The following is a 13276-nucleotide window of genomic DNA, read 5'->3' as shown; positions in this document are numbered from 1 at the left end:
CTGTGACTTTCTTTTCCATACAATTAGACTTTAATACTAATATATGTAAATCAATTTAACTCTTCCGAACACTTATGTTTTTGAAACCTGTCGGGTTTGTTGTTGCTTATGATTTGAAATTTCTCATCTAGCCCCGATAGAGCTGATATCCTTTGAGAGGAACGAACAAAGATAAAGGCGAAAGCGGGACAAAAGGTCTTTAAGCTTATATGTTTTTTGCTCCAAAAATTTCTACATAATTAGACGAACTCCACCTAAATCTGAAACTTAGTAGGAGAATTTATTTTGAAATTCTAAATTATGAAATTATTTGGATTCCTGAAACTTTTTGAGTGACAATAAGGCTTGTTCCTGGATTTTATTTTGAAAAAATCCTGTCCATCCCAGTAAATATCCAGCAGGACCAAAGGCTTGTTTTGACCATTTCCAGACATCAAAACTATCTGTATGTTTGATAATAAGTCCGTCCTGAAAAGCAAATTCTGCTGAGATTCTATTAATTACGTTTCTATTGGTTTTAGTAAATTTATAGGTCGCAACCCATCTTGCAGAACCTGTAGAATCATCTGCTTTTATATCTGAAAATTCGATTTTAAGATTGCCTTTGCTTCTAAAAATCAGCATTTCCCACATTTTAGAAACCTGATCTTCTTTAAGTAAGCCAAATGCAGGATCAATAAAATGAACTTTAGGATGATAACATTCGCTCATTGTTTTAGCGTCGGCATTTGAAAAAGCAGTATAGAATTTTGTAATTAAGGCTTCGTTAGAATTCATATGATGTTGTAATTAGAGTATAAATATAGGATTTATTAAGACAAATAATTTATTTATAAAGCACTAATTGCGGCGGCAGTATCAAATGATTTTTTAGATTTATCAAAGGCCGTAGAAAAATATGTCATTTTATTTGAGGCTGTAAAATATCCTGTTTGATCACCAAAAGCATTAGAATTTCCTGTAACGATGAATCTAATGCCTTTGATGTCATTTTTTTTCAGCTTAACCATTTCAGCAGGAGTAAAGTAATAGTAAGATGATGTTTTGCCTTCGATAGTTTCATTACTGTTTCTGTCAACACACGGAATCACATCTCCATTTGCTAAATCAACATAAAGACCTCCTGAAATTCTTGTTTTATTACTGGTCGTGCCAATGCTTAATTTTAAAACTCCTCCTTTATCTGTTTTTGCGATCTGAACATTTGCTTCACCTGTGTAAACATACTTTTCGCAAATAAAAGTATATGCTTGTGTCGCAGGAAAAGGCTTGGAGCCTTTTATACTCATTGTTTCCTGAGCATTTGCAAAAGTTGAAATTAACAGTAGGATAAAAAGAGATAATTTTAAATTCATTGTTTTGCTTTATTATTCTGTTAGTTTAGAATCAAATTTTTCATCCCAATCCATTGATTTAATGGCAGAAATCAAATTATCTTCATTCACAAAAACGCGCAATTCTTTATTGGCTACTTTTTTTGTGTATAAGGCGTGATAGCGGTAAACGACTTCTTGTTTTGTTTTATAAACGCCGTCTAATTTTAAATCTATGAAATTGCCGTAATATTGTCTAAATCGCTGACATGTTTTTGTCAAACGCTCCTCAGTCGTATTTTCTCTGACTGATGATGTAACTTCGGTTTCATTAAAAGGTTTAAACTTTGATGTATTACAAGTTTCTAAAACTCGTTTTCCCAGCTCGTAAGCTTTTTGCTGCTGATTGGCATTAATTTCTGCACCAGAAATTTTCTTGATTTTTAAATCTTCAGTATCTCTACTGATATTTTTTGATTTACATCCTATTAACAACAACAAACATATAATCAATCCTGCTTTCTTCATAATCATTTAAGTAATTTTTAATAATAAGTTCGGGTCAGGGCAGTTTTCTATATAAAAATTCAAATCACTTGTATTGCAAACTCCGGGATAATCGCCAAAATAATCTTCAATATTTTTTATAATCTGAAAATGTACATGAGGCGCATAATCTCCGTTAACATCTGAATTTCCTAATGATCCAATTTTTTCTCCTTTATTAAAAACTGTCCCAACACTAAGGTTTTCTATACTTTCTAACGATAAATGTCCATATAAAGTATAAAATTTTTCATTTTCAACAATGTGTTCTAAAATTATTGTTGGTCCATAATCTCCTAAACCAATGTTGTTTTTAAAACTATGAACTGTTCCTTTTAATGGCGCCAAAACCGCTGTGTCAACTTTTGTCCATAAATCCAGGCCAATATGAATATTGCGTTCCGGTATTGAATCATTTTTAAAAATCGTACTCCGTTGATATAAAGTCCGTCCTTCAATATATCCTCCAAATGCAACTTGTGCATTGTTTTTTTCTAAATAATTTGAAATAAAACTCTCAAATTCTTGAGGATTTTCAGGTTTACTTTCCATCAATTCCTGATTGGTTACAGATAAATCCAGCGGAATGTATTTTGAAAAATGAATACTGGAATCAATAATCTTTGTAGATGGCAAGGCTTTTAAAATGGAGACAAGAGGTTTCATAAAATGTAAAATTTAGGCGACTTTTTCAATAATTATTAATTCATTATGAACTTCTACGCGGGGCAGCATTTTTGAAGTAAATAATTCAGCGTTTATTTCGGCAATATATTTTCTGTTTCGAACATTATGTGCTTCATCTAAAATCATGGTGTTGAATAAAACAAATCCATTATTTTTTAAAAGAAAACAAATACGCTCGCTAAAAAAACTTTCAAACAAAAAATTCGGCATTTTGATATCTTCAAAAATATCAATTATAATGAGATCATACTTGTTTTTTGTTTTTAAAACAAATTCAAATGCATCATCAATAATAATTTCCAGTTGTTTTATTTTATCTAGGCCAAAATATTGATTTGCGATCTGAATTATATCTGAATCAATTTCGACACCCGTAATTTTACCTTTATATTCAATTTCGTCAACCAAAGTTTTAATAACGCTTCCGCCGGCAACTCCTAATAATAAAATGTGATCCATTTTCAGAATAGTTGGATAACCAATAGTTCTTAAACCGTATCTTAATATGCGTTGTAAACTTCCGTATGAATAATTTGTGTTTTCAGAATCCAAAACCAATTCTCCGTTTGCCCATGTAACTTCAATGATTTTGCTTCTTTCTGATTTTTTTTTAAATATTTTTATAGGAATTATATAACTAAATAATTTTTGAATCATTTTAAATGCTTTTACTCAAAAATACCATTTAAATCTTTTATTTTGCATGAAAAAATAAACTTTAATGAAAAAAGGATTGTACAAATTCATCTTTTTTAAGCTAATGGGCTGGAAAATAGTAGGAATTGAAAATGCGGAAGTGAAAAAATGTGTGATGATGGTGATGCCCCATACAAGTAATCATGATTTTTATTTAGGAATATTTACTCGTGGAATCTCCGGATTAGAGATGAACTGGGTGGGAAAGAAGGAATTATTTAAATTTCCGTTAGGCTATTATTTCAGAAGTGTAGGCGGAGAACCATTAGATCGCTCAGGTGGATTAAATAAAGTAGATTCAATTGCAGCTATTTTTGACCGAAAAGAAGTTTTTCGCCTGGCTGTTGCTCCGGAAGGAACCCGAAAAGAGGTTAATGAAATAAGAAGTGGATTTTATTATATAGCGCTTAAAGCAAATGTACCAATTGTTCCTGTTGCTTTTGATTGGGGCAAAAAAGAAGTCAATTTTGGAAAAGCATTTTTCCCAAAAGGAAATTACGAAGAGGATTTACAGATTTTGAAAAAACATTACGAAAGTGTTATTGGCAAAATTCCTCAAAATGGATTTCAACTTTAATTTTCGATATTTTTATTGTTATGGGAGAATCGCTTAAATGAAAATTATTTTTAATTTTTTTCAAATATGCGATTTTTTCAATTTACGGATGATAGGCCTTAAAAGTTCCGTTTTTATAAAAAATAACAATTTTCTCAATTTCCCCTTCTGCGGAACTTAAATTTTGATTTTTAATTTCTGGAGAAGCACTTGTTTGTACTTTTTCAGTCTTCATATAATTAATTTCAGAAAATAAATCCGGTCCGGCAAAATTTTCATTTACATAAATAGGAGCAGGAGTTTTTATATTTTCAGAAACATCTTCGTTACTTTTAGGGAAACTTCCTTTTCCGTTTAGAATCCAGTATAAATCTACATCCGGAAAAACTTCTAAAATTTTCATCACAAAATCCAAGCTTGGTTTGTTTCTGCCCGATAGGAGATGAGACATACTTGAACGCTGTACTCCAATTCTATCTGCAAAAGTAGAAGCATTTAAAGCATAATAATCAAGTATTATTTCAAGACGTTTTACAAAATCATCGATGTTTACCATTGTAAATTATTGTTTTTAAAATCATTGTTTACAAATGTAATTAAAAGAAGTGAATAAAGCAATTTTACAGTTGCTTATAGGCATTTTAAGCTAATATAACTATCTAAAATACTTTAAGTAATGTTAGTTAAGTAATTGAAATACAATAACTAATATATCTATAATTAGAGTAATAACAAATGTTAATCAATAATGCGTCAAATAAACAATAATAGCAGAAAATCCTGTTTACAATTCTAAATTATCTCATTTTTTAATTGTTTACAATTGTAAAAATAAAGATGTTTACTTTTGTAAACAAATCAAAACGCAATGAATTTAGAAGAATTATTCAACCAATACAAAGAACAAAGCATTGAAGGTCGTTACCTGACTTTAGATCATATTCAACCTTTATTAGATAAGCTTAACACAAACAAGCAAATACAAATAATAGGCAGATCTGTTTTGGACGAACCTATATATAGTTACCAAATTGGAACTGGAGAAACTCGTATTTATTTATGGTCACAAATGCATGGAAATGAAAGCACAACAACAAAAGCATTGTTTGACTTTATTAATGTATTAAACAGCGGATCTGAGTTTGCTGAGAAAATGCTTAAAACGTTTACCTTTTATAGTATTCCAATTTTAAATCCTGATGGCGCGCGACTTTATACACGTGAAAATGCGAATAAAGTAGACTTAAACCGAGACTCGCAAAACTTAACTCAGCCGGAAAGTAAGGTATTAAGAGAAGCTTTTGAAGCATTTAAACCTCATTATTGTTTTAATCTTCATGATCAGCGTACTATTTTTGGTGCCGGAGCAACAGGAAAACCTGCAACGGTATCTTTTTTAGCGCCTTCCTATAATGAGGAAAGAGAAGTAAATGATAACCGCTTAAAAGCAATAAATGTGATTGCTGGTATTAATGATGTTTTACAGCAATACATTCCGGGACAAGTTGGTCGTTTTGATGATTCCTTTAATATAAACTGTATAGGAGATACTTTTCAATTCTTAGGCGTGCCTACAATTTTATTTGAAGCTGGGCATTTTGCAAATGATTATGATCGCGAAATTACCCGAAAGTTCCTATTTTTCTCACTTATTTCGAGTTTTGAAATAATCAGCGAAAACGATTTAGTTGATAATCGAATTAATGATTATTTGAATATTTCACAAAATAAAGTCGTTTTTTATGATTTTATGTATAAAAATATCAAAATAAATTATGATGGTATCGAAATTATTACGAATTTTGTCGCACAATACAAAGAAGAATTGATTGAAAATAAGATTCATTTTAACGCTTATATTGTTGAAGTGGGCGAATTGGAAAATTATTTTGGACATTATGAATATGATGGTAAACAAGCTATTTATTCCGATGACTACAATGGTTTTCCGAAATTGAATCAAAAAGCAAATTTTTATTTAAATAAAAATGTTAAATTTGTTAACGGATTGATAAAAAGTTAATTTTTATGTGAATTTGTTGTTTTTTATATATATTTTTATACTTTGTTATAGCAATTAGTAATATTAATTAAAGAATTATGAGTAAATTTCGTTTAGATGAAGTAGATCACCAGATTTTAGATATGTTAATAGACAATACGAGAGTTCCGTTTACTGACATTGCAAAAAAACTATTGATATCTGCTGGTACAGTGCATGTTAGAGTAAAAAAAATGGAAGACGCCGGGATAATAATGGGATCGTCACTAGCCTTAGATTACGATAAACTAGGATATTCATTTATTGCTTATGTTGGTGTATTCCTTAATAATACGTCTCAAACTAAATTTGTATTAGAGCGAATCAATCAAATTCCATTCGTAACAGTAGCTTCTGTAACGACAGGGAAATTCAATATTTTTTGCAAAATCAGAGCAAAAGATACTAAACACGCAAAAGAAGTTATCTTCATGATTGACGATATCGAAGGTGTTTACAGAACAGAAACAATGATTTCATTAGAAGAAAGTATAAACGATAAGAAGCGTTTGATGCATACTATATTTAAAAATATGTAATATTTTCTTGAATGCTATATTAAAATATAACCTCAAGTTTATTCTTGGGGTTTTTTTATGACTAATTAACCACCAACTACAATAGATTATGTATACGTTGCCTAAAATAGAACGTTTTAATCAAGATGTTCTCTCAAAATATCACATTTATAATAGTGTATTTATAACTTTACCTTTTGATTCTATAGATAATACGGGAGCGTTACTTCCTTTATTTACAGAAACTTGCGAAACAGGATTTAAAAAAAATGAAACACCTAAAGAAATTTTTAATTTCTTTTCTGATAGATATTTAAACAACCCTTCTGAATCAGAAAAAATCGATTTAATGTTTCGATTTATTCAGTATACAGAACGTCAAATTGTATTATTTGATGCCATTGAAGACGCTGCTTTTCCGGAAGTTAATAACATGGAAGGTCGTGGATCTTTGCGTGATATTAAAGAAAAATCAGATGCGAAGGAAAAAGACGGCGAATTAATTGAATTCCTCGAAAATTTTAATGTAAGAACTGTTTTAACAGCGCATCCAACTCAATTTTATCCCGGACCGGTTTTAGGGATTATAAATGATTTGACTGATGCAATTCGTTCAAATGATTTATTGACAATTAAGGAATTGCTTGCTCAATTAGGAAAAACTCCTTTTATACAAATTGAAAAGCCAAATCCTTATGATGAAGCGGTTTCTTTGATTTGGTATTTAGAGAATGTTTTCTATGCTACATCCGGAGAAATAGTTCATTACTTGCAAAAAAATATTCTACAGGGAAAAGCCATTCAGAATAAATTAATAAAACTTGGTTTTTGGCCGGGAGGAGATCGTGATGGAAATCCTTTTGTAACTACAGAAATAACTTTAAAAGTTGCAGAGCGTTTGCGTACTTCAATTTTGAAATGTTATTATGTCGAAATGCGAAACTTAAAACGTAAGTTAACTTTCTCAGGTGTAGATACTTTAGTGTCTGAACTTGAACATAAACTTTATCGTTCTGTTTTTTATTCTAAAGGTGAAATTTATATCACTTTAGAAGAATTATTATCACAATTAAACCTTATTCGAGATATTATTATCGAAAAACATCAGTCTCTTTATTTAGATGAACTGGAAGCATTTTTGGTAAAAATTAATCTTTTTGGTTTCCATTTTGCCACCTTGGATATTCGTCAAAACAGTAAGATTCATAATGTTGTATTTAAAGATGTTGTGAATCATTATTTGAATTCAGGTTCTGAAATATTTCCTAAAAATTATTTTGAATTGTCTGAAGATGAAAAATTAATTGTTTTATCTAAAGTAAAAGGAGATTTAAATCCTGCGGACTTTGAGGATGAAATCACAAAATCAACATTAGAATCTGTTCAGGCTATTAAAACTATCCAAAAAGCGAACGGTGAATTTGGTGCAAATCGTTACATTATAAGTAATAATGAAAGCGCGCTGAATGTTATGGAAACTTTTGCAATGATTCGTTTGAATAATTGGGAAAACCCTAGTGTTGATGTAATTCCGCTTTTTGAATCCGTTGATGATTTACAAAATGCGCATCATATTATGGAGCAATTGTATACTAATCCTGAATATTCAAAACATTTAAAAGAAAGAGGAAATAAACAAACTATCATGTTAGGTTTCTCTGATGGAACTAAAGATGGTGGATATTTAATGGCTAATTGGAGTATTTATCAGGCAAAAATTGCTCTTACTGAGATTTCAAGAAAATACGGAATTAAAGTCATTTTCTTTGATGGTCGCGGTGGACCTCCGGCACGTGGTGGAGGAAAAACACATAAATTCTATGCTTCTTTAGGACCAAAAATTGAAAATAACGAAATTCAGATTACTGTACAAGGTCAAACTATTAGTTCTAATTTTGGAACTTTAGATTCTTGTCGCTATAATATTGAGAATTTATTAACCGCCGGTGTAACAAATCAGGTATTTAGTAAGGAAAAAAATGAATTAAGTGCTGATGAAACTCAGATTTTGACGCAATTAGCTGATTTAGGTTATGAGAAATATTTAAGTTTCAAAAATCATCCAAAATTCATTCCGTATCTGGAAAAAATGAGTACGTTAAAATATTACTCTAAAACTAATATAGGAAGCCGTCCGTCTAAAAGAAGTAAATCTGAATCATTGGATTTTGCTGATTTAAGAGCGATTCCTTTCGTAGGATCGTGGAGTCAATTGAAACAAAATGTACCAGGATTCTTTGGAGTTGGAACTGCATTGAAACATTTTGAAAAAACCAATCAATGGGATAAAATTCATGATTTGTATCACAATTCATTATTCTTTAAAACGCTGCTTGAAAACAGTATGATGTCATTGGCAAAATCATTTTTACCACTAACGGCATATATGAGAAATGATGCTGAATTTGGTGAATTCTGGCAAATTATTTTCGATGAATTTCAGGAAACAAAGCGTTTATTATTAAAAATTGCTGGGCATAAAACGCTGATGGAAAATTATCCTGATGGTATAGCATCAATTCAGGTAAGAGAGCGTATTGTGTTGCCGTTGTTAACAATACAACAATATGCTTTGTTGAGAATTAATGAATTGAATAAAGAAAATGATGTTGATGAAGAGTTGGTAAAAGTATATGAAAAAATTGTTACAAGATCACTTTTCGGAAATACGAACGCGAGTAGAAACTCTGCCTAAATTAGTTTTAAAAATTACAGAATATTATAAAAATTGTAAAAAATCATAAAAATGAATTCAAGTCAATTATTAGAAACAGAATGTTCCGGTCCTTTTGCTAACTATGTTCGTGAAGCCGGAGAAGTAAATTTAATCGAAGAGTTAGAAATTTCTCTTCATGATTTTATCAGGTTTGTACAAAATATTCCATTAGATAAATTTGATTACCGTTACGCGGAAGGAAAATGGACTATTAAAGATATTATTCAGCATTTGATTGATTGTGAACGTATTTTTGCTTATCGCGCCTTGCGTTTTGCACGAAATGACAAAACAGCATTAGCTGGATTTGAAGAAAATGATTACGTAGACAATACGGATGCCAATAAAAGAGGAATTCAGGATTTATTAACTGAACTTTCTGCGGTAAGGCATTCAACTTTATTGTTTTATAAAAGTTTATCCAGTGAACAACTTAAAAGAACAGGAACTGCTTCAACACATCAAATTTCTGCCGGTGCTTTGGGTTTTGTGATAATTGGTCACCAAAAACATCATCAAAAAGTTTTTGAAGAAAGGTATTTGTAATCTTCTCTTTTTATTATAAAAAAATCCTGTGAAATTAATTCACAGGATTTTTTGATTTCACTAGCTTGTCATTTCATACGTTCGTAAAATGTGGAAAGGACCAAGCAATTCCTGGCAAGATTTTGATAATGTGATTTCTCCCTTCGGTCGAAATGACAAAATAAATTTAAAATAATTTTTAATTACTTATTTCTCTCAACAATAGCAAGGCCTAACCTGATTTTATCATAAGATAATTTTTCTTCAAAATGATCATAATATGGTTTTAAGGCGGTAGGATATTCAAGTTCCACTTGTGCTTTATGTAGAGTTTTAACCTCTTCATCAGTAACAAATTGGCTTAAATCAATATCATTTCCGTCAACATATAATTTGGCTAAATGCGAAATAATAGTAGTATGACCTAAATTTCGTTGTCCGGCAATATCTTCTACAGAAATACCACTTTGAAATAATTCTAAAGTTGTTTTATAAGTGTTGCCTTCTTTTTTAGGTTTTGACTTAGCATTTTCTTTTTTTACTTTTTCATAATAAATAATAGCATCGATAAATTCTGAGCCGTACTTTTCAAGTTTTGCTTTTCCGACACCATCAATCGCAAGGAATTCCTCATCGCTCATTGGGCGCAAAGTTTCCATTTGCCTTAAAGCAGCATCACTAAAAATTACATAAGCAGGAACTTCTTCATCTTTTGCAATTTCAGATCTTAATTTATGCAGTATTTCAAAAAGAGAATTTTTTGCCGTTCTGGTTTTTGTTTCCTTGATTTCGTTTTTGTCAATTACCTTTTTAACAACTGTATTTAATTTTACTTTTTCTCCTTCAAATAAAACTTTCCTTGCAAATGAAGTCAGTAAAATTTTATTGTGCTGATGAAAAGCAATTTCACAATATCCCAAATTTATTAACTGAATTAAGTATTGATTCCAATCATACCATGAAATGTCAGCGCCAATTCCGTACGTTTTTAAACTTTGATAATTTTTTTCATGGATATATGCGTTTTTCGAGCCTCTTAAAAAATCTACAATCACAGCTAAAGGCTCAGATTCCTGTAAACGACTAATTGCCGACAATGCTTTTTGCGCGAGAATCGTACCATCGAAAAATGTTGGAGGATTTTTGCAAATATCGCAGTTTCCGCAATTCTCTTTTACCAATTCACCAAAGTAGGAGAGCAGAATTTTTCGTCTGCAGCTCAAAGCATCGGCATATTGTTTCATTCTTTCCAGTTTTGCTAATTGAACATCTGAATTCAAACCTTCCGAAGCAAATTTCTGAAGCTGAATCACATCGGCATAACTTTCAAATAAAACAGTTTCTGCGGGTAATCCGTCACGACCTGCACGACCAATTTCCTGATAATAACCTTCAATATTTTTTGGTAAATTATAATGAATAACCCAACGCACATTCGATTTATCAATTCCCATCCCGAATGCGATTGTAGCACAAACTACCTGGCAATCATCGTTTATAAATTCGTCCTGGGTTTTAGCACGAAGTTTATTTTCTAAACCTGCGTGATAAGCTTTTGCTTTAACTCCATTTTTTTGCAATTTAAGCGCCAATTCTTCGGTTGTTTTTCTGCTTAAGCAGTAAATTATTCCTGATTCATTGGGTTTATTGTCTACAAAATCAATAATTTGTTTGACACGATCTAATGCCGGACGAACTTCGAGACTTAGATTCTTTCGATCAAAAGAAGCTACAAAAGTTTTCGGGTTTGTTAATTTTAGCTGTTTTGTTATATCAGTTCGTGTTGCTTTATCCGCCGTTGCAGTCAGGGCTAAGACGGGAGTAGAAGGGAAGCGGCTTTTTAAATATCCTAAATTAGTATATGCCGGACGAAAATCATGTCCCCACGAAGAAATACAATGGGCTTCATCAATTGCAATTAAGCTGACTGTTAACTCATTAAATACCACATCTAAATAAGATAAACTCTCCGGAGCAATATAAACGAGCTTGAAATTATTTGATTTTAAATTATCAATATAAAATTGCTGTTCTTCGCTAGTTTGACTGCTATTAATATAACAAGCATTAATTCCGTTAGTTTTTAAACTGTCGACCTGATCTTTCATCAAGGCAATTAATGGGGAAATAACAATAGTAATTCCCGGTAAAACCAATGCCGGTAACTGAAAACAAATTGATTTTCCTCCACCAGTGGGCATTATTGCCAAAGTATCCTGACCTGAAAGAATGGTATTTATTATTGTTTCCTGATTGGGCCTGAATTTTTCAAATCCAAAATTTTCCTTTAATTTGGCGTGTAGAATTTCTGAAGTCATTGTGCTGATATTTATAAATAGCTAAATATAATCAAATTTATTAAATATAGTATTTTTCTTATATTTAAATATTAATTTCTTTTGGTAATTAATAAAAAAAGGAACCCGAATAGAGTTCCTTTAGTTTATTTTGAAAGATTTAGATTAATCTTCATCGTTTTCATCATCTTCGTCTGCGATATCATCCGGATCTTTGTCTTCATCATCATCGTCATCACCACCATCAACATCTGGTTTGTCTAGATTATCATCATCATCGTCGTCATCCATATCATCATCAAGATCAAGTCCTTTTACTGGTTCGATTGTATCAACATCAACGTCGATATCATCATCTTCATCGTAATTCTCGATTCTGTCAGCAAGTTTTGTACTAATTTTTACTAAATAAATAGTGTCGTCAGTACGAACTTCAACAGCTTCGATCAATTCGTTTTTAGCATTTCTAAAACGGATTACATCCGAATCATCATAACCATCAGGAAATTTCTCAACCAATAGGTTCAAAATTTCGTGGGTAAGTTTAGCGTAGTCTACTATAACTCTTTTCATAAATATCCTATAAATCTAATAAGTAAGCAAAAATTAACGGTGCAACAATTGTAGCATCCGACTCGATAATAAATTTTGGGGTTTTAATATCTAATTTACCCCAAGTGATTTTTTCGTTTGGAACTGCTCCGGAATATGATCCGTAACTAGTTGTTGAATCTGAAATCTGACAAAAATAACTCCAAAACGGAATATCATGCATTTCCATATCCTGATATAACATTGGTACCACACATATTGGAAAATCTCCTGCAATACCACCACCAATTTGGAAAAATCCAATTCCGTTTGTACTGTTTTTTGGATACCAATCAGCAAGGAAAACCATATATTCAATTCCTGATTTCATCGTAGAAGCTTTTAAATCTCCTTTGATTACATATGAAGCGAAGATATTCCCCATCGTACTATCTTCCCATCCCGGTACAATAATAGGTAAGTTTTTCTCAGCAGCTGCATACATCCAGCTATCTTTTAAATCTATTTCGTAATATTCTTCTAATACTCCTGATAACAACATTTTATACATGAATTCATGCGGAAAATAACGTTCTCCTTTGTCATCAGCATCTTTCCAGATTTTATAAATGTGTTTTTGTAAACGACGAAATGCTTCATGCTCCGGAATGCAAGTGTCTGTAACACGATTTAATCCTCTTTCAAGCAAAGCCCATTCATCTTCTGGAGTCAAATCGCGGTAATTAGGCACTCTTTCGTAGTGAGAGTGTGCTACTAAATTCATGATGTCTTCTTCTAGATTGGCTCCGGTACATGAAATAATCTGCACTTTATCTTGTCTGATTATTTC

14 protein-coding genes are annotated in these 13276 nt (G+C 31.3%); 5 read left to right on the top strand and 9 right to left on the bottom strand.

Annotated elements, in window-relative coordinates; translation table 11 throughout:
* Window positions 1-306 precede the first annotated feature (306 nt).
* Genes ACHZDT_RS11960 through ACHZDT_RS11940 form a run of 5 tightly spaced genes read right to left on the bottom strand, consistent with a single transcriptional unit; the run spans window position 307 to window position 3203 of the window.
* Window positions 307-777: a nuclear transport factor 2 family protein gene (locus tag ACHZDT_RS11960; protein ID WP_394774855.1), complete on the bottom strand. Its 471-nt coding sequence runs from the start codon at window positions 775-777 to the stop codon at window positions 307-309.
* A 53-nt stretch (window positions 778-830) separates the two neighbouring features.
* The gene (locus ACHZDT_RS11955) at window positions 831-1355 is read right to left on the bottom strand and encodes a hypothetical protein (RefSeq protein WP_394774854.1); all 525 of its coding nucleotides are present in this window, start codon (window positions 1353-1355) and stop codon (window positions 831-833) included.
* 12 nt (window positions 1356-1367) lie between these two features.
* Window positions 1368-1841 (bottom strand): hypothetical protein, encoded by a 474-nt coding sequence (locus tag ACHZDT_RS11950; RefSeq protein ID WP_394774856.1) that lies wholly within the window; start codon window positions 1839-1841, stop codon window positions 1368-1370.
* Between the two features lie 6 nt (window positions 1842-1847).
* Window positions 1848-2525, bottom strand: a complete 678-nt coding sequence (locus tag ACHZDT_RS11945; protein ID WP_394774853.1) for a peptidoglycan DD-metalloendopeptidase family protein — start codon at window positions 2523-2525, stop codon at window positions 1848-1850.
* Between the two features lie 12 nt (window positions 2526-2537).
* Window positions 2538-3203 carry a spermidine synthase gene (locus ACHZDT_RS11940; RefSeq protein ID WP_394774852.1) on the bottom strand — a complete coding sequence of 222 codons (666 nt, stop codon included), beginning with the start codon at window positions 3201-3203 and terminating at the stop codon, window positions 2538-2540.
* Between the two features lie 64 nt (window positions 3204-3267).
* On the opposite strand from ACHZDT_RS11940, the gene ACHZDT_RS11935 reads away from it, so the two are divergent.
* On the top strand, window positions 3268-3819 hold the full coding sequence (locus ACHZDT_RS11935; RefSeq protein WP_394774851.1) for a 1-acyl-sn-glycerol-3-phosphate acyltransferase: 552 nt from the start codon (window positions 3268-3270) through the stop codon (window positions 3817-3819).
* 82 nt (window positions 3820-3901) lie between these two features.
* Here the strand turns inward: ACHZDT_RS11935 and ACHZDT_RS11930 are convergent, their stop codons facing one another.
* On the bottom strand, window positions 3902-4354 hold the full coding sequence (locus ACHZDT_RS11930) for a helix-turn-helix domain-containing protein (RefSeq protein ID WP_394774850.1): 453 nt from the start codon (window positions 4352-4354) through the stop codon (window positions 3902-3904).
* Between the two features lie 312 nt (window positions 4355-4666).
* Between ACHZDT_RS11930 and ACHZDT_RS11925 the strand changes: the two genes are divergently transcribed.
* From ACHZDT_RS11925 to ACHZDT_RS11910, 4 genes are all read left to right on the top strand, one after another.
* Window positions 4667-5821, top strand: coding sequence for a M14 metallopeptidase family protein (locus tag ACHZDT_RS11925; protein ID WP_394774849.1), 1155 nt, complete (start codon window positions 4667-4669; stop codon window positions 5819-5821).
* 77 nt (window positions 5822-5898) lie between these two features.
* Window positions 5899-6378, top strand: a complete 480-nt coding sequence (locus ACHZDT_RS11920) for an Lrp/AsnC family transcriptional regulator (RefSeq protein WP_007805990.1) — start codon at window positions 5899-5901, stop codon at window positions 6376-6378.
* A gap of 88 nt (window positions 6379-6466) precedes the next feature.
* A complete protein-coding gene (locus ACHZDT_RS11915; RefSeq protein WP_394774848.1) occupies window positions 6467-9052 on the top strand; it encodes a phosphoenolpyruvate carboxylase in 2586 nt (861 codons plus the stop codon).
* A gap of 51 nt (window positions 9053-9103) precedes the next feature.
* Window positions 9104-9619: a DinB family protein gene (locus ACHZDT_RS11910; protein ID WP_394774847.1), complete on the top strand. Its 516-nt coding sequence runs from the start codon at window positions 9104-9106 to the stop codon at window positions 9617-9619.
* A gap of 182 nt (window positions 9620-9801) precedes the next feature.
* On the opposite strand, the gene recQ is transcribed toward ACHZDT_RS11910, so the two are convergent.
* The 3 genes from recQ to ACHZDT_RS11895 all read right to left on the bottom strand — a co-directional run.
* Window positions 9802-11916, bottom strand: coding sequence for a DNA helicase RecQ (gene recQ, locus ACHZDT_RS11905; RefSeq protein ID WP_394774846.1), 2115 nt, complete (start codon window positions 11914-11916; stop codon window positions 9802-9804).
* A 144-nt stretch (window positions 11917-12060) separates the two neighbouring features.
* The gene (locus ACHZDT_RS11900; protein ID WP_394774845.1) at window positions 12061-12468 is read right to left on the bottom strand and encodes a DNA primase; all 408 of its coding nucleotides are present in this window, start codon (window positions 12466-12468) and stop codon (window positions 12061-12063) included.
* A 7-nt stretch (window positions 12469-12475) separates the two neighbouring features.
* Window positions 12476-13276, bottom strand: an 801-nt coding sequence (locus ACHZDT_RS11895; RefSeq protein WP_394774844.1) for a deoxyhypusine synthase family protein, incomplete at its 5' end; no start/stop codon positions are given.

This window comes from Flavobacterium sp., assembly GCF_043722275.1.
GTDB lineage: Bacteria > Bacteroidota > Bacteroidia > Flavobacteriales > Flavobacteriaceae > Flavobacterium.
Note: the sequence above shows the minus strand (reverse complement) of the source record. Positions and strands in the feature narration are given on the sequence as shown.

Coding starts and splice junctions, on each gene's coding strand:
- ACHZDT_RS11900 (WP_394774845.1), bottom strand. CDS start 12,468: ATGAAAAGAGTTATAGTAGACTACGCTAAACTTACCCACGAAATTTTG.
- ACHZDT_RS11935 (WP_394774851.1), top strand. CDS start 3,268: ATGAAAAAAGGATTGTACAAATTCATCTTTTTTAAGCTAATGGGCTGG.
- ACHZDT_RS11940 (WP_394774852.1), bottom strand. CDS start 3,203: ATGATTCAAAAATTATTTAGTTATATAATTCCTATAAAAATATTTAAA.
- ACHZDT_RS11960 (WP_394774855.1), bottom strand. CDS start 777: ATGAATTCTAACGAAGCCTTAATTACAAAATTCTATACTGCTTTTTCA.
- ACHZDT_RS11955 (WP_394774854.1), bottom strand. CDS start 1,355: ATGAATTTAAAATTATCTCTTTTTATCCTACTGTTAATTTCAACTTTT.
- ACHZDT_RS11930 (WP_394774850.1), bottom strand. CDS start 4,354: ATGGTAAACATCGATGATTTTGTAAAACGTCTTGAAATAATACTTGAT.
- ACHZDT_RS11910 (WP_394774847.1), top strand. CDS start 9,104: ATGAATTCAAGTCAATTATTAGAAACAGAATGTTCCGGTCCTTTTGCT.
- ACHZDT_RS11920 (WP_007805990.1), top strand. CDS start 5,899: ATGAGTAAATTTCGTTTAGATGAAGTAGATCACCAGATTTTAGATATG.
- recQ (WP_394774846.1), bottom strand. CDS start 11,916: ATGACTTCAGAAATTCTACACGCCAAATTAAAGGAAAATTTTGGATTT.
- ACHZDT_RS11925 (WP_394774849.1), top strand. CDS start 4,667: ATGAATTTAGAAGAATTATTCAACCAATACAAAGAACAAAGCATTGAA.
- ACHZDT_RS11945 (WP_394774853.1), bottom strand. CDS start 2,525: ATGAAACCTCTTGTCTCCATTTTAAAAGCCTTGCCATCTACAAAGATT.
- ACHZDT_RS11915 (WP_394774848.1), top strand. CDS start 6,467: ATGTATACGTTGCCTAAAATAGAACGTTTTAATCAAGATGTTCTCTCA.
- ACHZDT_RS11950 (WP_394774856.1), bottom strand. CDS start 1,841: ATGAAGAAAGCAGGATTGATTATATGTTTGTTGTTGTTAATAGGATGT.